A 24,628-nucleotide genomic window follows, 5' to 3' on the forward strand; every position below is an offset into this window, starting at 1 on the left:
CCCGCCTCCGGGATAAAAGCCAATGGCTCAAACCCTGACCCATACAGGAAAAAACAGATGTGCTGCATCAACGGGTCATCAGGTTGCCGCCGTTCCCCCAATCGTCAACCTTTTTCCTATATATTAGGGGTGCGTATAAACCCTTACTGCTTGAGGCCCCGTTGCGACGATGCTATATCCCGTTGTCTGGCGTGACGATCGCGTCGCCCTGATTGACCAAACCCGGCTCCCGAGGGAGTTAACCCAAGTCGAGATTCGCCGCAGTGATGACATGGCTATGGCTATTACAACCATGATTGTTCGGGGTGCACCAGCCATTGGTATCGCCGCCGCCTATGGGATGTATCTGGGAGCGCGGGAAATCGATACCCGCGATCGCACGGCCTTCCTAGAACGCCTCGAAGCCATCGGCCAAATGCTGCGGGAGACTCGGCCCACAGCAGTTAACCTCTTCTGGGCCATCGAACGGATGCTCAAAGTCGCCCGCACCACTCCCGGAAGCGTCGAACAAGTCCGCCAAACCCTGTTAGACACCGCCAAGCGTATCAATGCCGAGGATCTCGAAACCTGTCAAGCCATTGGCAAACATGGTTTAGAGGCCCTACCACAACAGCCCCAACAACTCCGTCTGTTGACCCATTGCAATGCCGGAGCCTTAGCCACAGCCGGCTATGGAACCGCCCTCGGGGTCGTCCGTTCCGCCTATCTCGCTGGACGCTTAGAACGACTCTACGCTGACGAAACTCGTCCCCGTCTTCAGGGTGCCAAACTGACCACCTGGGAATGTCTTTATGATGGGATTCCCGTAACGGTCATCACGGATAGTATGGCCGCCCATTGTATGCAGCAAAATAAGATTGATGCAGTAGTGGTGGGGGCCGATCGCATCGCTGCCAACGGAGACACCGCTAATAAGATTGGCACCTATAGCCTAGCCTTAGTGGCCCGAGCGCATAATGTCCCGTTTTTCGTCGCCGCCCCCAAATCCACGGTAGACTTGAGCCTGAGTGATGGAAGCCAGATTCCTATTGAGGAACGGGATGCAGCGGAAATTTATCAAATTGGTGAGACCCGTGTCGTTCCCAAAGGCGCCGAATTTTATAACCCGGCCTTTGATGTCACCCCAGCAGACCTAATTACTGCCATTATTACCGAACAAGGCGCGATCGCCCCCGCCGAACTTCAGAGTCAGTTGACCCATTCCTCAGCCAAATCCTCCTAAGCATCTCACCGTTTCCAGAAATTAGCTTGTACAATAGCCATTAGGTCGCCCTTCGACATCATGCCGAGCGATTCTCACGTCGTTGCCATCTATCCCGGTAGCTTTGACCCCATCACCCTCGGTCACCTCGATATTATCGAGCGAGGTGTGCGCTTATTTGATAAAGTGGTGGTTGCTGTGGTAACGAATCCTAACAAGAGTCCTCTTTTCGAGGTGGACGAGCGCATCCAGTTAATCCAGCAAAGTACCGAACATCTCGGTAATATCGAGATTGATCGCTTTGATGGTCTAACGGTAAACTACGCTAAACTCAAAGGGGCAAGTGTCCTGCTTCGCGGATTGAGGGTGTTGTCTGATTTCGAGATGGAGTTGCAAATGGCTCACACCAATAAAACTCTCTCGGACTCCATCGAGACCGTGTTTCTCGCGACCAGCAATGAATATAGCTTCCTCAGCAGTAGCCTCGTTAAAGAGGTGGCTCGCTTCGGCGGCTCTGTTGATCGCTTTGTACCTCCACCTGTAGCCACAGAGATTTATCGATGTTACGTCAGGACCCAGCCGGGATCGATTCCCAACCCGAAAACCGCCAACCCCAACCCGAACCGACCGCGCCTGTAGAGGGCGATCGGCCCGAACAAACGGGTTCAGGAACGGTAAATATCCAGCAAGCCTTAAACCGTATCGAGGAGGTCATCCTCGATAGTCCCCGTATTCCCCTAACGGGACGCACTCTCATCGATGAGGAACCGCTGCTGGATCTGCTCGATGCGATTCGGCTCAATCTTCCCACAGCGTTTCAGGAAGCGGAAGAAGTCGTGCGTCAGAAGGACGAGATTTTCCGTCAAGCCGAACAGTATGGACGGGACATTGTCGAGGCGGCTGAACAGCAGGCGGCCAATATCCTCGATGAGATGGGATTAGTGCGTCAGGCTAAGGTGGAAGCTGATCGGATGCGTCAACAGGTTCGGGCCGATTGCGAAGTGGCCCGCGAACAGGCGATCGCCGAAATCGAGCAGCTTCAACGCCAAGCACAACAAGAACTTGAGCAAATTCATGTGCGAGCCTTAGCAGAAGCCAACACCATTGAAACTGGCGCAGATGAATATGCCGACAAGGTGCTTCAGAACATTGAGCAACAACTCAGTGATATGATGCGCGTCATCCGCAACGGACGGCAGCAACTTCAGCAAGAGTCCACCTATCGCGCTCATCAAAAAGAAAGCAGTTCTCAAGCCATCCGCCGCTACTAAAACGTTATCACTCAGACGGGGGATGAGGCGGCTCATTGAGTCCCAGTTCTCGTAACCGTTGTTCCATGGCCTGGAGTTGGGCTTCCGCCGCTTCGGCCCGTTGCCGTTCGCGATCACGTTCCTCCTCTGCCAGACTAGCCCGTTGCCGTTCGCGATCGCGTTCCTCCTCTGCCAGACTAGCCCGTTGCCGTTCGCGATCGCGTTCAGCTTCCGCATCCCGACGACGGCGATCAAGTTCAATAAACCCCAAAAAGGGATCTCCCGTAGGAGTAAAGATATTCAGAGTTCCCTCACCGAGTTGAAAACGAATCCCCAAACGGGGACTCACCCAACCCTGCATCTCTTCAATCGGTTCTAACATCCCCTGATTGCGAATCATCCCCGTCAAATCCGCCTCATCGGGGTCATAGACATAGTATTCTTCCACCCCATAGTGGTTATAGAACGCCTGTTTTTGCACCATCTCCGAGAACCGGTTTCCTGGGGAGAGGATTTCAAATACCACCTGGGGCGCGATATTGTCTTCTTCCCATTGCCTATAGGAACCGCGATCGCCCTTGGGCCGCCCAAACACCACCATCGCATCCGGGGCGCGACGAATACGATTATTTCCCTCCACGGGATACCAGAGTAAATCCCCCGCCACGAAGATATCAGGATTGTCGGCGAACAAAAGTTCTAAGTTTTCCTTAACCACCACAATCCAGCGAAATTGCTTCGTATTGTCCGCCATGGGCTGTCCGTCACTGTCGGGGTAGATAATATCTGTCGATTTCGAGACTTCTCTGACCATAAGTATCTCAACGTAAATTGGGTGCAGAAAATCGAGGCTATAATAATTGCGGCAGCTTGACTCTTGTTGTTAAATTATAGCATCTTTTTTTGGAGTGATTTTCAGTTTTTTGTAAAAACTAAACAATAGGAATAAAACCAATCCTAACAGCAAGACATTACGAACATTTAACATCACCACAGAAGGGAGATACATCAATCGCAATTGTCGGGTAACAAAGCTAACCGTTGTCGTCAAAGCAAAACTGACCCCGACCACCGTGACCGCTGGCCAGCGTAGGAGCGGGACAAAGGGCAACAGCCAAATCAAGTATTGAGGTGAGAAGACTTTGTTGGTTACGATAAACCCCAGTAAAGATAGCAGTGAAAACACCACCAAACTTTGAAGTCTAATCGATTCATGTTGTCGGATATCTTGCCGAAATACCAAGCCACTGAGTCCATAAATAATCAGCATCATTCCCACAAACAAAACCGGTTGCAGAGTCAGCAAGGGAGCCGCCAACGGCGAAACAATATGTTGTGCGCCAAAATTCATTTGAGAACTGGCTTCAGTGAGTCCCAGAACATGACCCAAACTAATCAGTCCAGCCAAGAGACTTTCAATTTGTAAGCCTCGGTCTTTGTGGTAGGTCAAAAAAGAGATGAAACTGTCCCCAGCCAAGAGCCAAAACGGAATAAAACTAACCAACGTTGTGGAGATCGCCCCCAGACTGAGTTTTCCTACCCCCAGCCAATCCCGAGAGGCGGCAAAATACAAGACCCAGAGGGGGAGCAATACCACCGGATAAAGCTTCGTAGCGATGCCTAGACCGAGCGCCACTCCCGCAAAAAGCGGAAAATCGAAAATCATCCCCAATAGCCCTGCCAAGGTCAGGAGAGTGGGAAATAGGTCATATCGCCAGGGGAGGAGAGGGGCCAGGAGAACCGTTAACAGCAGATAGCCAATAAGGGTTTGCTGGGGGCGAGGATGGGGAATCAGGGCGATTCCTACCCCCATGAGACTGGTGAGGATGAGATTTTCCAGGACAAAGCCGACGGCGTAATCCACCGCATTGAGGGGGACTTGGGGTGAGAATAACTGGGGAATCAGGATGGGGATTAACGCCAGAGGGGGGTACTCCAGGAGAAAATCTCGGTAGGGGGTGAGTCCAGCTTGCAGATAGAGGGAGATACGGTGGTAATGTTGTAGGTCAAAGCCATGCCAGCTTTGATACTCGGGGAAAATCCAGAGACTGATTACGGTCAGTAGCAAAAATTGTAGAATCAGGAGGGCTATGATCCCCAGGGAACGGTGTTTCATAATCAGGGTGAACTCAGCAATGGTTAGGATGGGGGCGACCCACGGACGTTTAGTCCATACTGTAAACCAATCTCTTAAATTACCTGTTTTTGGAGAGGTATCATGATGAGGTCTATGACGCAACCGGAACAGCGGACATCGAAAGCAAATCTTGTCGATGTGTCCTTTGTTCTACCCTGTCTAAATGAAGTCCTAACTCTAGAAACTTGTATCAAAAAAGCGAAAATAGCTATTGCTGAGTTAGGTCTGCGAGGAGAAGTGGTCGTCGCCGATAATGGGTCTGACGATGGGTCCCAAGACTTGGCGATTTCCTTGGGGGCGAGAGTGGTGGATGTCCCAGTTCGGGGTTACGGGGCTGCCCTGATTTGGGGCATTAATGCCGCCCAAGGCACCTATGTGGTCATGGGAGATGCCGATGACTCCTATGATTTCCGAGAAGCGGTGGCCATGGTACAAGAGTTAGAATCGGGTTATGACTTAGTGGTGGGAACTCGCCTTAAGGGGAGAATTATGCCAGGGGCCATGCCTTGGAAAAACCGCTATTTGGGAACCCCTGTCTTGACGGCAGTTGTTAATTCCCTGTATCAATCCAACTTCTCCGATGTTAACTGCGGAATGCGGGCCTTTTCCAAACGGGCATTTCAGAAGCTACAAATGGAATCCCCCGGCATGGAGTTTGCCTCAGAGATGTTGGTGAAAGCGGCAATTTTGGGCTTAAAAATTACAGAAGTTCCCATTACCCTACACCCCGATGGTCGCGATCGCCCCCCTCATTTGCGGCCCTGGTCCGATGGCTGGCGGCATCTTAAATATATTCTCCTGTTTGCCCCCAAAGTCATTTACTGGGTTCCAGGGACCTGTTTACTCAGCTTCGGTCTAATTCTAGCGGCCATGCTGAACCTCGCCCCCGGAGGAGAAGCCGTCTATGTTGGAAACTTCCGCTTTAACGACCATTGGATTGTCGTCGCTGCCCTCTCCTGTCTGTTAGGCTACGAACTTCTCCTAACCGGACTTCTTGCCCATCTTTACACCTTAACCCATCGCATCCAGCGGCGATCGCCCCGCATGGATCGGCTCGTCAAAGCCGTCAGCATCGAAAAAATCCTCCTCTTCTCCCTCATCATGGCCGGCATCGGCATCGGCATCGAGTTATCCGTCCTCCGCAGTTGGTTTGCCGTCGAATTCGGTCCCCTCCACGCCATCCGTCCCGCCATCACCGGCATGGTCTTCATCCTCATCGGGGCCCAAACCCTCTTCAGTGGACTATTCTACGCCGTCCTCTGCGATCGCTACCGCTTCACCCCAAAATAACCCTCTCCCCCCTTCTTCCCCTACTGCCTACTGCCTAGGGCGACCACAAGGGTGCGCCCCTACGTCTTTTCTGTTCCCTGTTCCCTGTTCCCTGTTCCCTGTTCCCTGTTCCCTGTTCCCTGTTCCCTCCCCCATGCAAACCCTCCATCAATCCCTCGTCATGAACCGTCGGGTTCAGGTTCTCGCCCGTCATCTCGCCAGCTTCATCCCCAACAGCCAAACCCTCCAGGGCCTCGACGTCGGCTGTGGAAGCGGTGAAATTGCCCGGGCCATCCAACAACTGCGTCCCCACACCCAACTCAAAGGCGTTGACGTTCTTGTTCGTCCTCAAACTGTGATTCCCGTCGAAGCCTTTGACGGACAAACCCTTCCCTACCCGGACAACCACGTCGATTTGGTGTTACTCGTCGATGTCCTCCACCACACCCACCATCCCCAGAAACTCCTGCAAGAATGTACTCGCGTCGCCAAACAGGCCATTCTGATTAAAGACCATACCGCCAACAACCCCTTCGATGAAGTGCGATTACGGTTTATGGACTGGGTGGGAAATCGTAGCTATGGAGTCTCTCTCCCTTATAACTACCTCTCCTCTCGTCAATGGACCCATATCTTTGACGAATTAGGCTGGTCTCCCGACGTCAAACGAACCCAACTGCATCTCTATCCCACCCCCTTCAGCTATATCTTTGACGGAAGGCTGCACTTTGTGGCCCGCCTCAAACCCACTCGGTAACCCCCTCCCGTCCTATGACGCTGCGTCCCCCTGCGGTTTTCCTGAGAATCGCCCTCGTCTTTGGGGTAATCTTGGCCCTTCTCACCCCGCCATTCCAATCCCCCGACGAACATCTACATTTCTACCGGGCCTTGCAAATCGCCGATGGTCATCTCATCGCCAGCCAACAGATGGGAGACTGCTACGGGTACAGTCGTTATTTTGAGGATGAACTCTGTCTGGGGGGAGAACTTCCCAAAAGTGTTCTCACCACCGTTCGTAATGTCTCTCAAACAGACCTCCGCTTTGACCTCAGCCAACGTCAACGGCCTGACGATATCCTGAATCTGCTTCCTCTCCCCCTTCACCCTCAACAACGCCTATTTATCAACTTCAAAACCACCGCCTTACATTCCCCAATTCCCTATCTTCCCCAAGCTTTGGGAATTACGGTGGGGAAGTGGTTGCATCTGTCTCCCCTGGGACTGATGTATCTGGGACGATTCAGCAATTTGGGGGTTTGGCTAATCATGGTAACCCTTGCGATTCGCCTGACTCCGGTGAATCCGTGGTTATGGCTGGCCTTGGCCGTCACTCCCATGTCGTTGTTTCAGGCCGCCTCCCTCTCGGTGGATGTTCTCACCAATGGCGTAGCGTTTTTGTTAGTCGCTTGGGCTTTACAGCAAGGGATGCCCGATAAGACCTCACAGCGGCTAACCCTAAAGGAGATTGTAGCCTTTGGCGGCTTGGCGATCGCCCTCTCGTTGGCCAAACTGGCCTATTTTCCCCTTGTCTTAGTCCTATTCCTGATTCCCCGTCGTCGTTTTGGCCCCCGGCGACGCTATTGGCTGAGTTTGGGGGGGATTATTCTGGGGTCTCTCTTGGCGGTGGCCCTCTGGTCGCAAGTGGTGTCCCAAATTTATATCCCCCTCCATCCCGAGTTATCCCCCCAAGACCAGATTGAGTATGTCTTGGGTCATCCTTTGCAGTTTGTGGCAACTCTGGGCCGAACAGCTATCACCCAAGGGGGAGAGTTGGCCCGACAATTTATCGGCGTGTTGGGATGGTTAGATACTCCCCTTCCCCAGGGATTGATTGTCTCCTACTGGGGGGTATTAGCATGGCTGGCCCTGGTTCCTCCCACCCCTAGCAGAGACTTGAGTTGGCCACAGCGGGGGTGGGTTGCGATCGCCGCCCTATCCAGTATTCTAGTTCTGTGTAGTCTGGCTTACCTCTGGAACTTCGTCGGAGACCCCATCATTGGCGGCTTACAGGGACGCTATTTTATCCCCATTGCCCCACTCTTGGGACTGCTTCCCTCTCAACGTCCCTGGCGTAGGCTACCCAAACTTCCCCCCTGGCTACTGATTGGCTATGTCCTAATTTCCCTAACCCTAACCAGTTGGGTGTTAGTCCAACGGTATTATGGCCCGATTTAATCACTCGACGAATCTACCCAGCCATCAGCGAGTCTTTTCCACCTCAACCTTGCGTTAATCTCACCATGACTCATCCACACGAGTATAACTACTTTGGCGATCGCATTTCTTGGCTTGACAAACGTCGCATGGAATCCTCTCTCGCCATTCGCCGCCAACTCTATGATGCCTTCATCCGGATGGTGGGGGGGGTCTCTGGTAAAATTATTCTAGACCATGGAACGACCCCAGATACAGAACATATTGACAGTAACTGTTTCATTCGTTGGCTATTAGAAGATGGGGCTACCGTCTATGCCACCTCTCCTGAAGCCATCAGTCATCTGGAAAAACATATTTCTGGGTTAATTGTAGTCTCCTTCCCCCCTAAGCCAGAACATCTACCAGCCATTGATTTTGTCATCTCCTCGGCGGTGATTGAACATGTGGGGTCTCAAGCCAATCAACTTCAGTATCTACGTGAAGTTATCAATCTGGGGGCGGGATTATTTTTAACCACCCCCAATCGCTATCACTGGTTAGACTTTCATACCAAGATACCCCTATTACATTGGCTGCCCCGCCCCCAACATCGCCGGATTCTCCAGAGGTTAGGATTAACGTTCTGGGCCCAGGAGAAAAATTTACGGTTACTCTCAAAAAAGGATTTAGCCCGTTTAGTTTGGAATGCAGTTCTTGAGCAAGATTCCGAGTATTCAGTTCAATGGATTTATCCGAAGTTTCTGGGAGCAATTTCTAATTTAGGAGTCGTGGCTTATCGGCAAAATTGAGGTTCTTTGCCTTCAAGAAGCAAACAAAATAGTAGATGTCCCGAAAGCTGATATAATACAAATTTGTCCATCCTAAAATGAGTCTTCAGGGTTCATGGTTATAAGAAACATTGATTGCAGATTATGCCCCTACAATTTGGTATCCCATGCAACCAATCACACCGTATATCCTGAAAACCCACTAAAATCGACCTTATGAACGTTATTTCCACTGAAATCCCTGACGTGTTACTCCTTGAACCTCAAGTCTTTGGTGACCATCGAGGCTTCTTTTTTGAGAGTTTCAATCAGAAGCGCTTTGAAGACAAAACTGGCGTTAAAACCCAATTTGTCCAAGACAATCACTCCCGTTCTAGTCAAGGAGTTCTGCGAGGATTGCATTATCAAATCCAGCAAGCCCAAGGCAAGTTATTACGGGCAACTGTGGGAGAAATTTTTGATGTGGCAGTGGATATTCGCAAACAATCCCCAACCTTTGGCCAATGGGTGGGCTATCGATTGAGTGCCGAAAACAAACGACAACTCTGGATTCCTCCAGGCTTTGCCCATGGTTTTGCTGTCCTCTCCGACATGGCAGAAGTACTATATAAAACCACCGACTATTATGCTAAAGAGCATGAACGTAGTATTCTCTGGAATGACCCGGATTTGGCCATTGATTGGCAGTTAGGAGACATTGAACCTCGACTGTCCGCCAAAGATGAGGCCGGGGTGTTGCTGAAAGATGCGGAGGTATTTGAGTAATGCGGATTTTGTTAACCGGTGTCAACGGACAATTGGGAGGAGAATTACAACAAACCTTAGTTCCCCTGGGGGAGGTGGTTGGCGTGGGCCGCGATCGCCTGGATTTGTCCGAAAGCGATTCCATTCCTCCCGTGGTTGAGGAAATTCAGCCGGACTTAATTGTCAACTGTGCCGCCTATACGGCTGTGGATAAAGCTGAAACCGAGGTAGAGTTAGCCCATCAAGTGAATGCGATCGCCCCTGGAACCCTAGCCAAAGCCGCCAGTCAGGTGGGGGCTACCCTGCTGCATCTCTCCACCGATTACGTCTTTGACGGAACCCAAAGCCATCCCTACGTAGAAACTGATACCACCAACCCCATCGGGGAATATGGCAAGTCCAAATTTGCCGGGGAAATGGCAATTTTGCAAAGCGGGGCCCCTCATATTATCCTACGGACCGCCTGGGTCTATGGCGTTGGGGGAACGGGCAACTTCGTTAAAACCATGTTGCGGCTTGGGAAAGACCGAGAGGAGATTCGAGTCGTCGCCGATCAGGTGGGGAGTCCCTCCTGGACGGGAGATATTGCCGGGGCGATCGCCAAAATTGCCGGTCGTCATCAACATCTCGAAGGAACCTATCACTTCACCAACAGTGGCGTCGCCAGTTGGTACGACTTCGCCGTCGCCATTTTTGAAGAAGCCGCCGCCTTGGGATTTCCCCTACAGGTTAAACGAGTCGTTCCCATTACCACCGCCGACTATCCCACACCGGCCCAACGTCCCGCCTATTCCGTCTTGTCCGGGAAAAAACTAGAAACCATATTAAAGGAGCCTGCACCCCACTGGCGACAGGGACTACGCCAGATGTTAGCAGGGTTGCAGGCCGCCTTAACCGATGAACTGTAGCGTTCGGCTAAGCCTAGTTTTGTAGCATCTCCATCACCTGCTGTTGCAGGGAGGGATCTTGCTGCACAGCTTGGGAAATCATGTTGAACTCCTGGACATCCAGACCTTCTTGCTGGACAGCAGTTTCCATTTCCATTTCCGCTTCCTGGCGAATTCCAGAAATCCGTTCAACCGCTTGCTCAAAAATTTGCGCCTCTTCGTTGGAGACATCTACCTGAGCCTGTAGTTCTGGGTCTTGTTGACTTTGAGCAATTTCATTAAAACGCTCAATGCTCAATCCTTGGGCCTCGATAACCTCAACCATTTGCGCTTGAGCCTGTTGTTCAATGGCTTGGATTTGTTGAATCGCGATGGCGAAGCGTTCCAAATCGGTCTCACTCACATCCATCTGAGGGGCTTCTTGCATTCCCTCTGGTTGAGGTTGAGGAGCCCCAGGTTCAGCCCCGGGTGCTTGCTGAGCGTTTACGGTGGACGCACCCCCGAACAGTAACATTCCCATCAGGGTACTTCCAGCCAGTAGTTGCTTAAGCATGAAAAAATCCTCTTTGTAGGTCAGTCTCCACGAGGGAGTTGGCAATCAGGGCGATCGCCCCGGAAGCTCGCTTTAGTTTTAGCGCGACTTCTCACATTGATCAAGTTGTCATGCCGATGTGACCCCATCTTGACAATGGTGTGACACTTCTGACACAATTCTTAATTTTTTGCTTGCCACGTCCCCGCCATCCCAGACCTGGTGGGGATTTGACCCCAATTGAAAGAAACCTTGAAACCAGACCTATGAGGGTCAGAATGGCATCTTGGGATGGAGACGTGAAAACGATTAAGGAAGCAGGATAAGGACAATTGCCAACACATAGCCAGCCAGAGTTGGCAGCATCGTCAAGGTCATGCCAAAGGCCCGTCCCTTGGCCCCTTGGTAGTCGCGCTGATAGCCTCTGAGAAACAGAAATCGTCCCACACCAAACAGAATCACAGCCGTCACCAGCAGCGAGAGCCAAGGACCACTTAGGCAGGTCGCCAGGACTAAGTAGGCACCAACAGCCAACACCGCTTGCTCTAAAGTATTTTGTAGAAATGCCACCTGTACTGCAATTCGGGCACTGGGGGGCCCCGCTGCTGCACCGCCCACATCCTCAAGTGACTTGCGTCGCCCCGTTGAGACGAGTATCACCCCCACTAGCACCCATATCAGGGCAAATAGGCTCACTTGCAGGGCAAAGGCCAACCGGTCGACCAGTTCAGTGGGAAAGTTAAACCAAAGTGGCAAGATAAAATAGCCTAAGCCAAAGCAGAGCAGGCACAGTATAAACGAGAGTGTACTTGCGTTGCGGATAGCCAGTTCCTCCTCCTGTAAATCGATTCCCTGATTTGGATCTCGGGTCATGTTGACTCCTGCATATTGCGATTGTCTGTCCACCAGCAAAATATAGCTTAAATGACGGGTTGCTACTAAGCCCTCAAAAACGCCAATCGTCGTTGCCAAACTCCATCGGCTGAGGGGCCAATCCAAATCAAATGACTCTCTGCTGGGACCTCATAGGATTGGCAGTGGACAACCTCCGTGGCGACGCGCTGGACGTTAGTTGGTGGGGCCACCTTGTCATGAGGAGAGTACATAAACAAGATGGGTATCTTGATACCGGCTAAGGAATCGACGCAATGTTCAAGATCCTGGATGAAGCCGTTACCAGATTGAGAAGTTTCAATGAAGCGGCGTATAAACGCTACGTCGTCAGCAGTGAATCGAGCCATAACTGCTTCTGCATCTAGGGTGGTCAAGGCTTGCACCATGACTCGTAATACCTGCTTGGGGGCTAGTTTTAGGGCGAGTTTGAGCAGTCCCCAGGTCAATGTCTCGGCGCGGCCAAACAGCAACCGGCCTTGGCGTTTCGTTTTAGGGTCCCAGGGCGTGGCGATCGCCGACTCCAACACCAGCCGACGAACCCGATTGGGGTATCGTTGTGCTAAGGCTAATCCCGTGGGCCCTGCTGCTGAGATGGCAATCCCATCAATCTGGTTAATATGCAGCTCATCCAAAAGGGCCACTAAAGCATCTGCCGCTTCCTGAGCGGTCGCCCCGACGGTTGCCGGAGTGGCATCATAGCCGGGGCGAGAGGGGGTTAATACAGTGAAGCCATCCTCCACCAATTTTTCATGGGAAAGCCGAGTTTCGCGGCTACAGTGGCCACCCTGTAATACCATGACTGTTGGGCCTTGCCCTTCAAGCCGATATTCAATCGGACCATATTTCGTCTGGGCAATTTGCTGATTCACGGCGACTCGCGTCGAACAACACTCTTTACCTTAGACCTCGGTTGAGGAAAATTTTGCTAGGCTGGGCGGAGATATTTGCTCGATCCCCAAGAAAGTGCTGAATTATGGCAAAACTGGTTGAATTCGATTTAGGCAATGGTGAAACAGTTTTAATTGAGGTCGAGGATGTTGAGTCCGATGGCATCGAGCCGGTCTCTAAGCGACCCGGTGAGGTTGCCGCTCAAGCTAAAAAGACCTTCGCCGAAGCCCTTGATAACCTGAAACCTATGGTAGAAAACATTAAGGCCCGCTTCGATGGCATGACTGAACCCGCCGATGAGGTGGAAGTCAAATTTAGCGTCAAGCTTAGCGGTGAAGTTGGTGCTGTGGTGACGAAGGTGGGTGGTGAAGCAACTTACGAAAGTAATACGGGAGTCTGAAAGCCCCGTCAATTTATTGCGGGGATGAAAGACGACACGAGCGGCTTTAGCCGCCTTGCTTCCCTATTGTACCTGTTCTAGGGTAAACTAAAACCAATGATGTCGTCAGCAAAAGATGAAGGCTCGATACCAGTATCGAATCTATCCAACCCAGCGCCAGGCACAAAAACTTGCCCAGTTGTTTGGCTGTTGTCGCGTTGTGTGGAATGATGCTTTGGCTAGAGTTAAGTCAACCCCATCAGGAGAAAAGTGGCTGAGTAACTCAGAACTACAAAAACAGGTCATCACTCAAGCTAAAAAGACTCCTGAACGGCATTGGCTATCTGATGTCTCAAGTGTTCCTTTACAGCAGTCTGTGCGAGATTTAGGTGTAGCCTTCTCTAATTTTTTCAAGAGCCGCTCAGGTAAACGGAAAGGCAAAAGAGTGGGGTTCCCTAGATTCAAGAAACGTTCGAGTCGCCAATCAGCTAGGTTTGTCAAGACGGGATTCTCACTCAAAGGCAACAAACTTGAGTTAGCTAAGTTGGGTCGATTTAAGGTGAAGTGGTCAAGACCCCTCCCTTCTACACCAAGTTCTGTCACAATCACCAAAAACACAGCCGGTCAATATCATGCCAGTTTTGTTGTTGAGATAGATTCGATAGACCTTGAGCCGATTCATCCATCAGTCGGGGTTGACTTAGGGATAAGAACCTTTGCCCACCTCAGTACCGGGGAAAAGATAGAATCACCAGACTACAGTAAGATGACCCGCAAAATTAGGCGAATGCAGCGAAAGTTATCTCGCCAAATCAAAGGGTCTAATAGACGACATCAGACTAGACTCAGGTTAGCTAAACTTCACCTAAAACTAGCCAGCACCCGCAAAGATTTCCTACAGAAAATAACGACTCAGTTAATCCACGAAAACCAAGTGGTTTGCCTAGAAGACTTGAATGTGTCAGGAATGGTCAAGAACCGGAAGTTAGCTAGAGTTATTAGTGAGCAAGGTTGGGGTAACTTCCGAACGTTCTGTGAAGCTAAGGCTCAAATTATCAACGATAGAGAAGTTAATGTTATCAGTCGTTGGGAACCCACATCTCAAACTTGTTCAGACTGTGGCTATAAATGGGGCAAAATAGACTTGTCTATTCGTTCCGTTGTCTGTCTTAATTGCGGAACTGAACAGGACAGAGACGAGAATGCTGCCAAAAACATAGAAAAAGTCGGGGTAGGGCATACCCACGACTCTAAATGGACAAAGAACGGGCATAAGACCAGGGTTTCTGGCAATCCGATCGCTTTGTCAAACCAACCGTCAGTTAAGCAGCTTAGTCTGTTTGATTAGCCGGAGAATCCCCATCTCTTTAGAGTGGGGAGTATGTCAAGAAATTACGTTGAAGTGGCACCACAAGTAGAACTGAGTCGCGACGATTACCTTCCCCTCGCGCGCTGCGCGAACAAATTTTTTCCCCAGTTTGGGCAACAGATGAATCCTGCGTTTTGCTAGGGTTTGTCTACCGGAAAAACACCCCCGCTTCTATGAACTTTCGAGCCGCGACTCCCCAGGAAGACAGCACCATTGCCCAGCACTTTTATCAGATGTGATGACTGAAGCCGTCATTCAGCAAATTGGGCTTCAGTGACAGCAATCTCATGGAACTCGATGTGCACGTCATGGAGAGGTCTGATCAGTCCCGCTGACGACCTTAATGGCGATCCGGCGGTAGATTAGTCCCCCAGTCCCGCCATAAACTCGCCGAGGGACGTCGCCACCGTAGCGTGTTGCAGGAGCTGTCGGAGGCGGGATAGGTCACGCATCGGTGCGAGGCGATCGCGCACCTGATCCGGAACCTGATTAAAGCGCACCGTCAGCACATCCAGAATGGCCGAACGAGCCATCTCTAAACTACCTTCTTCAAGTCCTTCTTGACGACCTTCTTGACGACCTTCTTGACGACCTTCTTGGCGACCGGTTTCTAGGGCTTGACGTTCAATGTTGCTGAGAATTGGCATTTTTCGTTCCTCCTGATACTGACGAAGTTTGCTATCAAAACGCTCTTGCAAGACTTGAGGTAGGGTCATCATCCAGTCCAGCAGTCGAAAAAAACGGATGATGTCCTCTTCAGTATAATCTCGTTCATAGAGCAGTTGAACCAAATTCCATTTCCAAGCTTCCCGTTCCTCGGCTTGACCTCGGGTGACGTGGGTTTTCAGATGCGCCATCACCAGCAAGGAAAAGGGATTCGAGGACTGTTCCAGGGTTTCCCACTGCTCTTGATAGTCCAGCAGTTTTACCGTCGGGAAGCTGAACTCGACGCGACATCCAGCCAGTTCGTAGCTATAGCCGCTCGGTCGCCATTGGGGTCGCTCATCGCCAAGGATGGCCAGACTGATGACTTTGGGGTTGATATCAAAGGAGCGATAGTGATAGACATACATCCGTTTGTCAAAATTCGGGTCTCCTTGACTCTGGACTTCGATGTGAATCAGGAGATAGGCTTCTTCTCCGTTTTTTTGCCAGACTTGAAAGAGTTTGTCACATTCTCGCTCCCCTTCTCGACCACTGGGGCTGATTTGTTGCAGTTCTTTGTCTAAGGATTGGTAGGATTTCGTCCAATCGATTAGCTCATGCACTTGGGGAAAGAAAAAGGCGAGAAATGGCTCTAAGTAGTCTTCGATTGCCTCTTTCCAGGGTTGGTCATAGTTGGCTGATGGGGTCTCCAAGAGCTTGACTCCTATTAAATTTAATTTTTTATTATCCTAATTATAGCAAATTATCTGTGTTTTATAAACGAAATAAATCAAGTAAATAAATAATGTTTAATATGATTTTTTATGCCATTTTTTGAAATGCTTTCTATACATCCGATACCGAGGAGGGCGAACAGCCGTCCCCTCCTGGGAGGGGTTAGGGGTGGGTTCCCCTACAGACATCTATGGCACGACTTCTAAAAATTGGTATTAAGACCGTCAGAGATTAGCAGGTTGCCAAGATTTTTTCGGGGAGAGCCGCAGTTCTCCCGGGTCTTCTGGGTTTAGGTTTATAAGTAAAATTTATGGCAAATTACACCCATTGCGGTGGGGGCATAACCCACCCCAACCCCTCCCTGGAGGGGATTTTTTGCTCCTACAATTTTGTATGCCAATGGAACAAATTGTACGCCAAAAAAATGACAGAAAAAGACTCATTTTTACAAGGTAAACCTAACATGGATTTCCTGGTTCCAGACCTCCTCTAAGGGGAGTTCAAAACCGTTAACTTGATGACAAATAACCCCGCCAACACCCACATGGCTATGGGAATCTCGCGAAACCTGCCCTGACAAGATTTTAACAACGGATAGGCGATCGCCCCCACAGCCAAGCCATCAGCAATGGAATAACTCAAGGGCATAATCACCATCGTCAGAAACGCCGAAATCGACTCCGCCGGGTCATCCCAGCGAATCTGCCGCACCGTCCCCATCATCAACACCCCCACCAAAATCAAGGCCGGGGCCGTCGCAAACTCGGGAATCCCCGCCAACAGGGGCGTGAAAAACAGCGACAGCAGAAACAACCCCGCCACCACCACCGCCGTAAAGCCACTGCGTCCCCCTTCCGATACCCCCGCCGCCGACTCAATATAAGCCGTCGTGGTTGAGGTTCCCAAGAGGGCCCCCACCGTCGTCCCCACCGCGTCAGCCATAAAGGCCCGATTGAGGCGGGGAAACTCCTGTCCTGACTTCAAATAGCCCGCTTTCACCCCCAATCCCGTCAGGGTTCCCACCGTATCAAAGAAATCCACAAACAAAAACACCACCATCACCGTCAGAAACTGCCCCAGATTCAAAGACACCGCCGCCCCTAACCCCATCAGCCCCTGGCCCAACAGATGCACCGGCAACGGTGGTAAACTGACAATCCCCTCAGGAGGGGCCGCCACCCCTAAGCCCCACGCCAACACCGCCGTCGCCAAAATGCCCCAGAGTAACGCCCCCCGCAGTCGTCGGGCCATTAAAGCGGCAGTAATCCCCAACCCCAACACCGTCAAGGCGGGAACCCCTCGGGTTAAATCGTTTAAGCCGGTTGTGGTGACCTCATCGGCAATAATAATCTCACTGCCCGTCAGGGCGATATAGGCAATAAACAGTCCAATTCCGGCACTGGTAGCATATTTCAGACAATCAGGGATGGCCCGCACGATCGCCCCCCGCAGATTCAAGGCGGTCAAAATCATGAATACCACCCCCTCCACAAACACCGCTCCTAAGGCAACTGGCCAGGGAATCCCTAAGCCTAAAACCACCGAAAAGGCAAAATAAGCATTCAGTCCCATTCCCGGCGCTAAAGCAAAGGGATACTTCGCATAGAGTCCCATGACCAGCGTGGCGATCGCCGCCGCCAGGGCCGTGGCCACCACCAACTCACCAAACAAGTCCCCTGGCGTTTCTAGGAAAATAGCATTGGAGAGAATCGCCGGATTCACCGCCAAAATATAAGCCATGGTGACAAAGGTCGTTACAGCGGCGATCGTCTCCTGACGAAACCCGGTCTGCAAGGGACGAAACTGGAAAAACTGAGCAATTCTCGCCAAGCCTGAGGCAAACGGAGTTGGATTAGCCATAACGCAACAGCCTACATCAGCAGGCCCTCCATCATCCCCCATTCCGTTCCCCCTGTCTGTTCCCTGTACTTCCCATCAAAAAAACTTGATGTATCAAAAAAACTTGATATGATACAACTAGCGGCCCCAATCAATCCGCTCAGATGTCCCGAACGATGGGGTTTCCTCACTGTTCATTCGTTCATTGCCATATCACCATGTCCAGCGACCGCACCGCACCGCCTCAAGCGGGTGGAACCCTCAACCGCTTCGAGAAATATCTCACCGTTTGGGTGTTCCTCTGTATCATCGCCGGCATCGCCCTGGGGAAACTCTTTCCCAACATCGCCGGCCAACTCGACAGCCTCAGCGTCTATAACGTCTCGATTCCCATCGCCATCTGTCTCTTCTTCATGATGTATCCCATCATGGTGAAGATTGACTTCTCCCAAGCCGCCCAAGCCGCCAAATCCCCCAAACCCGTTCTGTTAACCCTTGGCATAAACTGGCTCATCAAACCCTTCACTATGGTGGTGATTTCCCAATTTTTCCTAGGCATTGTCTTCCGGCCCCTGATTGAAGGCACCGAGATGATTCGCGGTGCAGAAGTCTCCATCGCCAACTCCTACATCGCCGGAACTATCTTGCTGGGAATCGCCCCCTGTACCGCCATGGTCCTGATGTGGGGCTATCTCTCCTACAGTAACCAGGGCCATACCTTAGTGATGGTGGCGGTGAACTCCCTGGCCATGCTGTTTCTCTACGCACCCCTCGGGAAATGGTTGCTGGCGGCCAGCGATCTCACGGTTCCCTGGGAAACCATTGTCTTCTCGGTTCTCATTTATGTGGGTTTGCCCCTCATCGCTGGCTATTTCACGCGAACCTGGAGTTTACGCAACAAAGGCCGAGATTGGTTTGAGAATCACTTCCTGAAACGGCTTGGCCCCATTTCCATCATTGCCCTACTGGTGACTTTGATTCTCCTGTTCGCCTTTAAAGGAGAACTCATTGTCAACAATCCGCTGCATATCCTGCTGATTGCCGTACCGCTGTTTATTCAAACCAACCTGATTTTCTTGATCACCTATGTGGCGGCCTTGAAACTCAACCTTTCCTATGAAGACGCGGCCCCGGCGGCCTTGATTGGGGCCAGCAACCACTTTGAGGTTGCCATTGCCACCGCCGTGATGCTATTCGGCCTCAACTCCGGTGCCGCTTTAGCCACCGTCGTCGGCGTGTTGATCGAAGTGCCAGTCATGTTAATGCTGGTCAAATTCTGTCAACAAACCGCCAGTTGGTTCCCCCGAGAACTCGACAAAGCCACCCTGCGAGACCCCCGTTGTACTCGCAACTATTCTGTTGAACCCTAACCCCATTACCTATCAATTAGACAGATGAGTTAGGACGATAATTTTTCGACATAATAGATATGCTTCGTGTATCGCTAATATCGGAAATTTTTTGTCCTACTTCAATTGTCCGTTTTTTTTGCGATTTATCACGGCTCATAGTATGGAAAACTTCGATCGCCCTCCCAAAATCCTCTTCCTCTACGGGTCCCTACGAGAACGCTCCTATAGTCGTCTGCTTGCCGAAGAAGCGGCCCGAATTATCACGGACTTCGGGGCTGAGGTGCGCTTTTTTGACCCCCGAGAATTGCCGCTACGGGGTCAAGTTCCCGAAACCCATGCCAAAGTCCAAGAGTTGCGGGAGTTGAGTCAATGGTCTGAGGGACAAGTCTGGTCTTCCCCGGAGATGCACGGGAACGTCACAGGAATCTTAAAAAATCAGATTGACTGGATTCCCCTGAGTTTGGGGTCTGTCCGGCCCACCCAGGGGCGAACCTTGGCCCTGATGCAAGTCAGCGGCGGGTCTCAGTCATTTAACGCCCTCAACACCATGCGGATTTTGGGTCGTTGGATGCGGATGTTTACCATTCCCAATCAGTCCTCAGTGGCGAAAGCCTATCAGGAGTTCCATGAGGACGGAACCATGAAAGAGTCCAGTTACCGCGATCGCGTGGTGGACGTGATGGAGGAGTTATACAAATTCACCGTCCTGCTGCGAGATCACACTGAGTATCTTACAGACCGCTATAGCGAACGAAAAGCTCACGAACAGGCACAAGAACAGGCTAAACAACCCGTTTAATTAAGATTCCCATGAAAAAAGTCATGTTTGTCTGCAAACGCAACTCCTGCCGCTCTCAGATGGCGGAAGGATTCACCCGTCACCTAGGACAGGGCGTTGTGGAGGTTCACAGTTGCGGATTAGAAGCCTCCCGCGTCCATCCCACGGCCATTGAGGTGATGCAGGAGGCGGGGATTGATATCACGGGCCAAACCTCAGATCCGCTCAGTGACTTCAAGGCTGAGGACTATGATGCCGTTATCTCCCTCTGTGGCTGTGGGGTGAACTTACCCCCGGACTGGGTGAGTCAAGAAATCTTCGAGGATTGGCAACTCGATGACCCTGATGGACAGCCGCTGGAGACCTTTCGCCGGGTTCGGGATGAAGTGCGCGATCGCGTCAAAACCCTCATCAACACCCTAACCTAGACCCATCAGCAAAGGTCTTGCGCCTGTCTTGCATCCACTACTGGGGTTTAGAGCGGTATTTAGTCTCCGAACTGTTGCAAATACCGCTCTAGATCTTCTAGAACTTGAGTCAATTCCACCTCGGTGGTGAGGCGAATCCGCTCATCCCGGACGGTCAGCAGAATTTTAGCGGCAAACGGACTCGGCCAAATGTTGGGGTTGCAGAACACCTCCAGAAAAACCTCGCCCCGATGCTGATACTCCATCGGCTTCTGGGGAGTGGGACGTTTTGACCCCCCGGCCGGGCTGGACGCAACCGCTTTGAGTCGCGTGAGTAATTCCCGTAAGGCTCCTTGCAGCTCTTTGGCAGCATCCCCTGAAAAGCTCAGGGAAATAGATCCCTCACTGAAGTTGAGATTGAGTTGAGAATTGGACATCCCTTGATTCGGCTTCATTGTGCTCTATCATATTAGTCATCTACGGGGAAGTTTGCGTAACTGCTATAACTCAACGCTTTTTCAACTCAGCGGGCTTTATGCCAAAAAACTTTCCCGCTTATAGGGTCTTTGGTTGTGCGTTTGCCTCAATTCGTCCGATAATGGAGTTGATCAGGTTGTCGTACCGGTTTCGGTGTGGTGTCATTGGCGATCTTCTCCATGACTCGCCCGAACTCTCGTACAATTGGTTTGATTCAGGTTTAAGACAAGCAAGTGTGGTCATGGCTCCCGCCAAAATTCTGGTCGTTGATGACGATATCGCAGTTCGGAATTTAATCCACCGCTTCTTAAGTAAGCAGGAGGACTATGTCGTGGAAGCCGCCGAGGATGGCAAAACTGCCCTTGCCCTCTTTGAGCGACTGAACCCGAACTTGGTCATTCTCGATGTGAATTTGCCCGACACGACAGGCTATCAGCTCTGTCAGGAAATGCAAAGGCGCACGGGGGTTTATATTATGATGCTGACGAGTCGCAGTGACGAAGACGATGTTGTCCGTGGATTTGAGAAAGGGGCAGATGATTATCTCACCAAACCCTTCAGCTTAGCTGAGTTAGGGGCTAGGGTGGGAGCAGTGTTGAAACGTCAGCGCAGCGTCGCCCCAACGCCTCAAAATGGCATTGTTTTCGGAGATTTACTGATTGATCCAGGTAGCCGTGAGGTGACGTTGGGTAATGCCCCCATCCTTTTGACGGCCCTGGAGTTTGATTTGTTGCATTTCCTGGCCCGTAACCCCGGTCGGGTCTGGCGGCGCTCGGAATTGCTACAGGAGGTCTGGGATTACGACTATGTGGGGGATCAGCGGGTTGTGGATGTTCATATTGGGCAAATCCGCCGCAAAATTGAAGGGGATTCCAATCAACCCTCGATGATTCAGACGGTGCGCGGTGTGGGCTATAAGTTTGAGGCTCCCGTGAAGATTCAGGATAATGGGAGTTAGACCCCTTCGGGTTTGACCCTAACACGAGCACATCTATGTCTCCTTCTGCTCCTGATTCGGCTAATCCTGCCACTGAGAAAATTCTCTGGGTGGCCATTTGGGGGAATTTAGCCTTGGCGGGGTTAGGCCTGCTATTTGGTCTGGGGACGCGATCACATGTGATTCTCCTCGATGGGGTGTTATCGGGGCTAAATAGCTTGATTGCCGTTATGGCTCGACAGGTGAACCATCGCTTGGCTCAACCCCAGTCCGACCGACTTCCCTTTGCCGATGCTGCCCTAGAGCCTCTATTGGAGGTGTTGCGGGGGGCCGTCTCTGTTGTGGTGTATGGATTTGCTGGATTAGCTGCGATCGCCGCGTTAGGGAGTGGTGGCCGGACGGTGCGCGCTGCCTTTGCCGTTCTCTACGGTGCTGTGGTGGCCTTAGGTGGCATGATTCTGGCCAACTACCAGGGCAAACAAGTTCAAGACGATGCTGAACCGTCGTCCCCATCCCTCTCTCTAGGGGCTGTAGATGCCCGCCATTGGTTTATTGAAGGAACTATGGGGTTGGCAATTGCCCTAGTGTTTGGGGTGGTGTTTATGGCGGGGGATACGGATCAGGCCCAGGCCCTGTTGGCCTATGTCGATCCGTTATTTGTGCTGGGGGTGGTTTGGCTTTCAGTTCGTACCCCCTGGGGTTGGGCCAAACAGGGCTGGTTCGAGATGTTGGAACGCTCCGCCGATCGCCGCCTACAACAGCGCATCCGTAAACTACTCGATCGCCCCATCCGTCTAATTCCCCATGAAAGCGAGGTGCTACGGGTGGGCCGCTTTGGGCGGGTGATTTATATTCAGCTTTATCTGATTGTCTCCCCCCAAAACGAACTCACTCGCCAAGTGTTGGCTCACGATCGCATCCGTCAACTCATGTACGATCATCTCAACGAGGCATTGAGTGACGCCTTCGCCCTAGAGGTGGTCATTACCAGCGATCGTCGCTGGGCCGAGCGCGCCATTGGTGAGATCCAAAGTCCCCCCTAACCCCCTTGGGGATGTTGGTAACAGTTTGTTACAGTTAAGGCAACGTTTAAGTCAAAGTCAGACAAATCGCGTCACCGCGTTTGACTCGTCCTCCTGCGATCGTAGATTAAGGTTTTTATGCTCCGACTCGAAAACATCAAGAAAATTTATCCCGGTGGAATTGAAGTTCTCAAAAATGTCACCTGGGAGGTCAAACCCGGCGATCGAATTGGACTGGTAGGGGCCAACGGGGCCGGAAAATCCACCCAACTGCGGATTGTCGCCGGAGAAATCGAACCCACCGCCGGTGAAGTGGTGCGCCCCGCTAGCCTCAAAATCGCCTACCTCACCCAAGAATTTGAAGTTGAACCCAGCCGAACCGTCCGGGCGGAGTTTTGGACAGTGTTTGAGGAGGCTAATGCGGTTCAACATCAACTCCATGAGGTGACCGAAGCCATGGGAACCGCCGATCCCGAGGAACTCGAACAACTCATCCATGACCTCGATCGCCTACAACGCCAATTTGAAGGCCTCGATGGCTATAGCCTCGAAGCCCAAATCGAGAAGATTCTCCCGGAAGTTGGCTTCAACCCCAGCGACGGCGATCGCCTCGTCAGCGATTTTAGTGGCGGTTGGCAGATGCGCATGAGTTTAGGGAAAATCCTCCTCCAAGATCCCGACCTCCTCCTCCTCGACGAACCGACCAACCACCTAGATCTCGAAACCATCGAATGGCTAGAGACCTATCTCAAAGGCATTAACACCCCCATGGTGATTGTCTCCCACGATCGCCAATTCCTCGATCGCCTCTGCACCCAAATCGTCGAAACCGAGCGGGGCGTTTCCACCACCTACCTCGGCAACTACAGTGCCTACCTGCAACAGAAAGCCGAAAACCTCAACACCCTACAATCCACCTACGAGCGTCAACAAAAAGACATCGAGAAACAACAGGCATATATCGAGCGATTCCGCGCCAGTGCCACCCGTAGTACCCAAGCCAAAAGTCGGGAAAAACAACTCGATAAAGTCGAACGAATCGATGCTCCTGTGGGCCGGGTCAAAACCCTGAAGTTTCAGTTTCCCGAAGCTCCCCGCAGTGGTCGAGATGTGGTCACCATTGAGGACTTGAGCTATAGCTATGACGGGGAAGAGTTGCTGTTCCTCGGTGCCAACCTAGAAATTGAACGGGGCGATCGCATTGCCTTTCTCGGGCCCAACGGCTCGGGTAAATCAACCCTATTGCGTCTCATCATGGGCATTGAACAGCCCGTTGATGGCACCGTTAGCCTTGGCAAACATAATGTTATTCCCGGCTACTTTGAGCAGAACCAAGCCGAAGCCCTCGACCTCAATCGTAAAGTGATTGACATCATTCACGACGAGGTTCCCACGTGGAAAAACGAAGAAGTCCGCACCCTTCTCGGTCAATTCCTCTTTAGTGGAGAAACCGTTTTCAAACCCGTCTCCGCCCTCAGTGGCGGAGAAAAGGCGCGTCTGGCTCTAGCCAAAATGCTGCTGCGTCCGGTCAACCTCATGGTTTTAGATGAGCCGACCAATCACTTGGATATTCCGGCTAAAGAGATGCTGGAAAATGCCTTGATTGACTATAACGGAACCGTGCTCATTGTCTCCCACGATCGCTACTTCATCTCCCAAGTTGCCAACAAAATCGTCGAAGTTCACAACGGGGAACTGCTGATGTATAACGGCAATTATGACTATTACCTAGAGAAAAAAGAAGAAGCCCATCGTAAAGCAGACTTAGAAGCCAAGCGCTTGGAACAAGAGCGAAAAGAAAAAGCCAAGCGGGAGAAAAAGAAACAAAAGCAGCGGGAGAAAAAATTAGCTAAACTCAAATAAATCCTGAGAATCTCATCTCCAATGCCCCCCACTAACCCTAAGGCTAACTATTAAAAGAGTCTTGGGGTTGGCTTGTCTGTGAAGAGGAGGCGATCGCCA

25 protein-coding genes are annotated in these 24,628 nt (G+C 51.5%); 17 read left to right on the forward strand and 8 right to left on the reverse strand.

Annotated elements, in window-relative coordinates; translation table 11 throughout:
* Window positions 1–169: 169 nt before the first annotated feature.
* The 3 genes from mtnA to L855_RS07605 are packed head-to-tail and all read left to right on the forward strand — an operon-like array spanning window position 170 to window position 2,472.
* Complete coding sequence (gene mtnA / locus L855_RS07595) at window positions 170–1,222, forward strand: S-methyl-5-thioribose-1-phosphate isomerase (protein WP_159786268.1); 1,053 nt, start codon at window positions 170–172, stop codon at window positions 1,220–1,222.
* A gap of 60 nt (window positions 1,223–1,282) precedes the next feature.
* Entirely contained in the window at window positions 1,283–1,840 is a 558-nt protein-coding gene (coaD, locus tag L855_RS07600) for a pantetheine-phosphate adenylyltransferase (protein WP_159786271.1), read from the forward strand.
* Complete coding sequence (locus tag L855_RS07605) at window positions 1,762–2,472, forward strand: F0F1 ATP synthase subunit B (protein WP_159786274.1); 711 nt, start codon at window positions 1,762–1,764, stop codon at window positions 2,470–2,472. The genes coaD and L855_RS07605 overlap by 79 nt, the downstream gene beginning before the upstream one ends.
* Window positions 2,473–2,479: 7 nt before the next feature.
* On the opposite strand, the gene L855_RS07610 is transcribed toward L855_RS07605, so the two are convergent.
* Window positions 2,480–3,265 carry a Uma2 family endonuclease gene (locus L855_RS07610; RefSeq protein WP_159786277.1) on the reverse strand — a complete coding sequence of 262 codons (786 nt, stop codon included), beginning with the start codon at window positions 3,263–3,265 and terminating at the stop codon, window positions 2,480–2,482.
* A gap of 69 nt (window positions 3,266–3,334) precedes the next feature.
* Complete coding sequence (locus L855_RS07615) at window positions 3,335–4,567, reverse strand: glycosyltransferase family 87 protein (protein ID WP_159786280.1); 1,233 nt, start codon at window positions 4,565–4,567, stop codon at window positions 3,335–3,337.
* Between the two features lie 102 nt (window positions 4,568–4,669).
* Here L855_RS07615 and L855_RS07620 point away from each other — a divergent pair, with 102 nt between their 5' ends.
* The 6 genes from L855_RS07620 (at window position 4,670) to rfbD (ending at window position 10,433) form a co-directional block, all read left to right on the forward strand.
* Window positions 4,670–5,878, forward strand: coding sequence for a glycosyltransferase family 2 protein (locus L855_RS07620; protein WP_159786283.1), 1,209 nt, complete (start codon window positions 4,670–4,672; stop codon window positions 5,876–5,878).
* A 133-nt stretch (window positions 5,879–6,011) separates the two neighbouring features.
* A complete protein-coding gene (locus L855_RS07625) occupies window positions 6,012–6,614 on the forward strand; it encodes a methyltransferase domain-containing protein (protein WP_159786286.1) in 603 nt (200 codons plus the stop codon).
* A 14-nt stretch (window positions 6,615–6,628) separates the two neighbouring features.
* Window positions 6,629–8,032, forward strand: coding sequence for a DUF2142 domain-containing protein (locus L855_RS07630; protein WP_159786289.1), 1,404 nt, complete (start codon window positions 6,629–6,631; stop codon window positions 8,030–8,032).
* 65 nt (window positions 8,033–8,097) lie between these two features.
* Window positions 8,098–8,802, forward strand: a complete 705-nt coding sequence (locus L855_RS07635; protein ID WP_159786292.1) for a class I SAM-dependent methyltransferase — start codon at window positions 8,098–8,100, stop codon at window positions 8,800–8,802.
* Window positions 8,803–8,997: 195 nt separating this feature from the next.
* On the forward strand, window positions 8,998–9,546 hold the full coding sequence (gene rfbC, locus L855_RS07640) for a dTDP-4-dehydrorhamnose 3,5-epimerase (protein ID WP_159786295.1): 549 nt from the start codon (window positions 8,998–9,000) through the stop codon (window positions 9,544–9,546).
* Window positions 9,546–10,433: a dTDP-4-dehydrorhamnose reductase gene (gene rfbD, locus L855_RS07645; RefSeq protein WP_159786299.1), complete on the forward strand. Its 888-nt coding sequence runs from the start codon at window positions 9,546–9,548 to the stop codon at window positions 10,431–10,433. Before rfbC ends, rfbD begins: the two co-directional genes overlap by 1 nt.
* 13 nt (window positions 10,434–10,446) lie before the next feature.
* Here rfbD and L855_RS07650 read toward each other — a convergent pair whose 3' ends face one another.
* The 3 genes from L855_RS07650 to L855_RS07660 form a co-directional block, all read right to left on the reverse strand.
* Complete coding sequence (locus L855_RS07650; protein WP_159786302.1) at window positions 10,447–10,965, reverse strand: DUF4168 domain-containing protein; 519 nt, start codon at window positions 10,963–10,965, stop codon at window positions 10,447–10,449.
* Window positions 10,966–11,253: 288 nt separating this feature from the next.
* Window positions 11,254–11,817, reverse strand: coding sequence for an MAPEG family protein (locus tag L855_RS07655; protein ID WP_159786305.1), 564 nt, complete (start codon window positions 11,815–11,817; stop codon window positions 11,254–11,256).
* Window positions 11,818–11,882: 65 nt separating this feature from the next.
* Window positions 11,883–12,707 carry an alpha/beta fold hydrolase gene (locus L855_RS07660; protein WP_159786308.1) on the reverse strand — a complete coding sequence of 275 codons (825 nt, stop codon included), beginning with the start codon at window positions 12,705–12,707 and terminating at the stop codon, window positions 11,883–11,885.
* Between the two features lie 104 nt (window positions 12,708–12,811).
* Here L855_RS07660 and L855_RS07665 point away from each other — a divergent pair, with 104 nt between their 5' ends.
* Both L855_RS07665 and L855_RS07670 read left to right on the forward strand, forming a co-directional pair.
* Complete coding sequence (locus L855_RS07665) at window positions 12,812–13,126, forward strand: CU044_2847 family protein (protein WP_159786311.1); 315 nt, start codon at window positions 12,812–12,814, stop codon at window positions 13,124–13,126.
* Window positions 13,127–13,241: 115 nt separating this feature from the next.
* Window positions 13,242–14,453: an RNA-guided endonuclease InsQ/TnpB family protein gene (locus L855_RS07670; protein ID WP_159786314.1), complete on the forward strand. Its 1,212-nt coding sequence runs from the start codon at window positions 13,242–13,244 to the stop codon at window positions 14,451–14,453.
* Window positions 14,454–14,836: 383 nt separating this feature from the next.
* On the opposite strand, the gene L855_RS07675 is transcribed toward L855_RS07670, so the two are convergent.
* Window positions 14,837–15,832, reverse strand: a complete 996-nt coding sequence (locus tag L855_RS07675) for an RpnC/YadD family protein (protein ID WP_159786317.1) — start codon at window positions 15,830–15,832, stop codon at window positions 14,837–14,839.
* 511 nt (window positions 15,833–16,343) lie between these two features.
* Complete coding sequence (locus tag L855_RS07680) at window positions 16,344–17,714, reverse strand: NCS2 family permease (RefSeq protein ID WP_159786320.1); 1,371 nt, start codon at window positions 17,712–17,714, stop codon at window positions 16,344–16,346.
* A 197-nt stretch (window positions 17,715–17,911) separates the two neighbouring features.
* Here L855_RS07680 and arsB point away from each other — a divergent pair, with 197 nt between their 5' ends.
* The 3 genes from arsB to arsC all read left to right on the forward strand — a co-directional run bounded on the left by arsB (window position 17,912) and on the right by arsC (window position 20,251).
* Window positions 17,912–19,063 carry an ACR3 family arsenite efflux transporter gene (gene arsB, locus L855_RS07685; protein ID WP_159786323.1) on the forward strand — a complete coding sequence of 384 codons (1,152 nt, stop codon included), beginning with the start codon at window positions 17,912–17,914 and terminating at the stop codon, window positions 19,061–19,063.
* A gap of 142 nt (window positions 19,064–19,205) precedes the next feature.
* Window positions 19,206–19,844 (forward strand): arsenical resistance protein ArsH, encoded by a 639-nt coding sequence (gene arsH / locus L855_RS07690; protein ID WP_159791019.1) that lies wholly within the window; start codon window positions 19,206–19,208, stop codon window positions 19,842–19,844.
* Window positions 19,845–19,855: 11 nt separating this feature from the next.
* Window positions 19,856–20,251: an arsenate reductase, glutathione/glutaredoxin type gene (gene arsC / locus L855_RS07695; protein WP_159786326.1), complete on the forward strand. Its 396-nt coding sequence runs from the start codon at window positions 19,856–19,858 to the stop codon at window positions 20,249–20,251.
* A gap of 59 nt (window positions 20,252–20,310) precedes the next feature.
* Here the strand turns inward: arsC and L855_RS07700 are convergent, their stop codons facing one another.
* Complete coding sequence (locus L855_RS07700; protein ID WP_159791020.1) at window positions 20,311–20,667, reverse strand: hypothetical protein; 357 nt, start codon at window positions 20,665–20,667, stop codon at window positions 20,311–20,313.
* A gap of 281 nt (window positions 20,668–20,948) precedes the next feature.
* Here L855_RS07700 and L855_RS07705 point away from each other — a divergent pair, with 281 nt between their 5' ends.
* The 3 genes from L855_RS07705 (at window position 20,949) to L855_RS07715 (ending at window position 24,529) form a co-directional block, all read left to right on the forward strand.
* Complete coding sequence (locus tag L855_RS07705; protein ID WP_159786329.1) at window positions 20,949–21,665, forward strand: response regulator transcription factor; 717 nt, start codon at window positions 20,949–20,951, stop codon at window positions 21,663–21,665.
* A gap of 35 nt (window positions 21,666–21,700) precedes the next feature.
* Window positions 21,701–22,687, forward strand: a complete 987-nt coding sequence (locus L855_RS07710; RefSeq protein ID WP_159786332.1) for a cation efflux transmembrane domain-containing protein — start codon at window positions 21,701–21,703, stop codon at window positions 22,685–22,687.
* A gap of 117 nt (window positions 22,688–22,804) precedes the next feature.
* Window positions 22,805–24,529 (forward strand): ABC-F family ATP-binding cassette domain-containing protein, encoded by a 1,725-nt coding sequence (locus L855_RS07715; protein WP_159786335.1) that lies wholly within the window; start codon window positions 22,805–22,807, stop codon window positions 24,527–24,529.
* Window positions 24,530–24,628: the final 99 nt, after the last annotated feature.

It is taken from the genome of Sodalinema gerasimenkoae IPPAS B-353 (assembly GCF_009846485.1).
Classification (GTDB): domain Bacteria; phylum Cyanobacteriota; class Cyanobacteriia; order Cyanobacteriales; family Geitlerinemataceae; genus Sodalinema; species Sodalinema gerasimenkoae.

What these genes read in the sequence shown, in the direction of transcription:
- mtnA (WP_159786268.1), top strand. Translation starts at nt 170, where the DNA reads ATGCTATATCCCGTTGTCTGGCGTGACGATCGCGTCGCCCTGATTGAC.
- coaD (WP_159786271.1), top strand. Translation starts at nt 1,283, where the DNA reads ATGCCGAGCGATTCTCACGTCGTTGCCATCTATCCCGGTAGCTTTGAC.
- L855_RS07605 (WP_159786274.1), top strand. Translation starts at nt 1,762, where the DNA reads ATGTTACGTCAGGACCCAGCCGGGATCGATTCCCAACCCGAAAACCGC.
- L855_RS07610 (WP_159786277.1), bottom strand. Translation starts at nt 3,265, where the DNA reads ATGGTCAGAGAAGTCTCGAAATCGACAGATATTATCTACCCCGACAGT.
- L855_RS07615 (WP_159786280.1), bottom strand. Translation starts at nt 4,567, where the DNA reads ATGAAACACCGTTCCCTGGGGATCATAGCCCTCCTGATTCTACAATTT.
- L855_RS07620 (WP_159786283.1), top strand. Translation starts at nt 4,670, where the DNA reads ATGATGAGGTCTATGACGCAACCGGAACAGCGGACATCGAAAGCAAAT.
- L855_RS07625 (WP_159786286.1), top strand. Translation starts at nt 6,012, where the DNA reads ATGCAAACCCTCCATCAATCCCTCGTCATGAACCGTCGGGTTCAGGTT.
- L855_RS07630 (WP_159786289.1), top strand. Translation starts at nt 6,629, where the DNA reads ATGACGCTGCGTCCCCCTGCGGTTTTCCTGAGAATCGCCCTCGTCTTT.
- L855_RS07635 (WP_159786292.1), top strand. Translation starts at nt 8,098, where the DNA reads ATGACTCATCCACACGAGTATAACTACTTTGGCGATCGCATTTCTTGG.
- rfbC (WP_159786295.1), top strand. Translation starts at nt 8,998, where the DNA reads ATGAACGTTATTTCCACTGAAATCCCTGACGTGTTACTCCTTGAACCT.
- rfbD (WP_159786299.1), top strand. Translation starts at nt 9,546, where the DNA reads ATGCGGATTTTGTTAACCGGTGTCAACGGACAATTGGGAGGAGAATTA.
- L855_RS07650 (WP_159786302.1), bottom strand. Translation starts at nt 10,965, where the DNA reads ATGCTTAAGCAACTACTGGCTGGAAGTACCCTGATGGGAATGTTACTG.
- L855_RS07655 (WP_159786305.1), bottom strand. Translation starts at nt 11,817, where the DNA reads ATGACCCGAGATCCAAATCAGGGAATCGATTTACAGGAGGAGGAACTG.
- L855_RS07665 (WP_159786311.1), top strand. Translation starts at nt 12,812, where the DNA reads ATGGCAAAACTGGTTGAATTCGATTTAGGCAATGGTGAAACAGTTTTA.
- L855_RS07670 (WP_159786314.1), top strand. Translation starts at nt 13,242, where the DNA reads ATGAAGGCTCGATACCAGTATCGAATCTATCCAACCCAGCGCCAGGCA.
- L855_RS07680 (WP_159786320.1), bottom strand. Translation starts at nt 17,714, where the DNA reads ATGGCTAATCCAACTCCGTTTGCCTCAGGCTTGGCGAGAATTGCTCAG.
- arsB (WP_159786323.1), top strand. Translation starts at nt 17,912, where the DNA reads ATGTCCAGCGACCGCACCGCACCGCCTCAAGCGGGTGGAACCCTCAAC.
- arsH (WP_159791019.1), top strand. Translation starts at nt 19,206, where the DNA reads ATGGAAAACTTCGATCGCCCTCCCAAAATCCTCTTCCTCTACGGGTCC.
- arsC (WP_159786326.1), top strand. Translation starts at nt 19,856, where the DNA reads ATGAAAAAAGTCATGTTTGTCTGCAAACGCAACTCCTGCCGCTCTCAG.
- L855_RS07700 (WP_159791020.1), bottom strand. Translation starts at nt 20,667, where the DNA reads ATGTCCAATTCTCAACTCAATCTCAACTTCAGTGAGGGATCTATTTCC.
- L855_RS07705 (WP_159786329.1), top strand. Translation starts at nt 20,949, where the DNA reads ATGGCTCCCGCCAAAATTCTGGTCGTTGATGACGATATCGCAGTTCGG.
- L855_RS07710 (WP_159786332.1), top strand. Translation starts at nt 21,701, where the DNA reads ATGTCTCCTTCTGCTCCTGATTCGGCTAATCCTGCCACTGAGAAAATT.
- L855_RS07715 (WP_159786335.1), top strand. Translation starts at nt 22,805, where the DNA reads ATGCTCCGACTCGAAAACATCAAGAAAATTTATCCCGGTGGAATTGAA.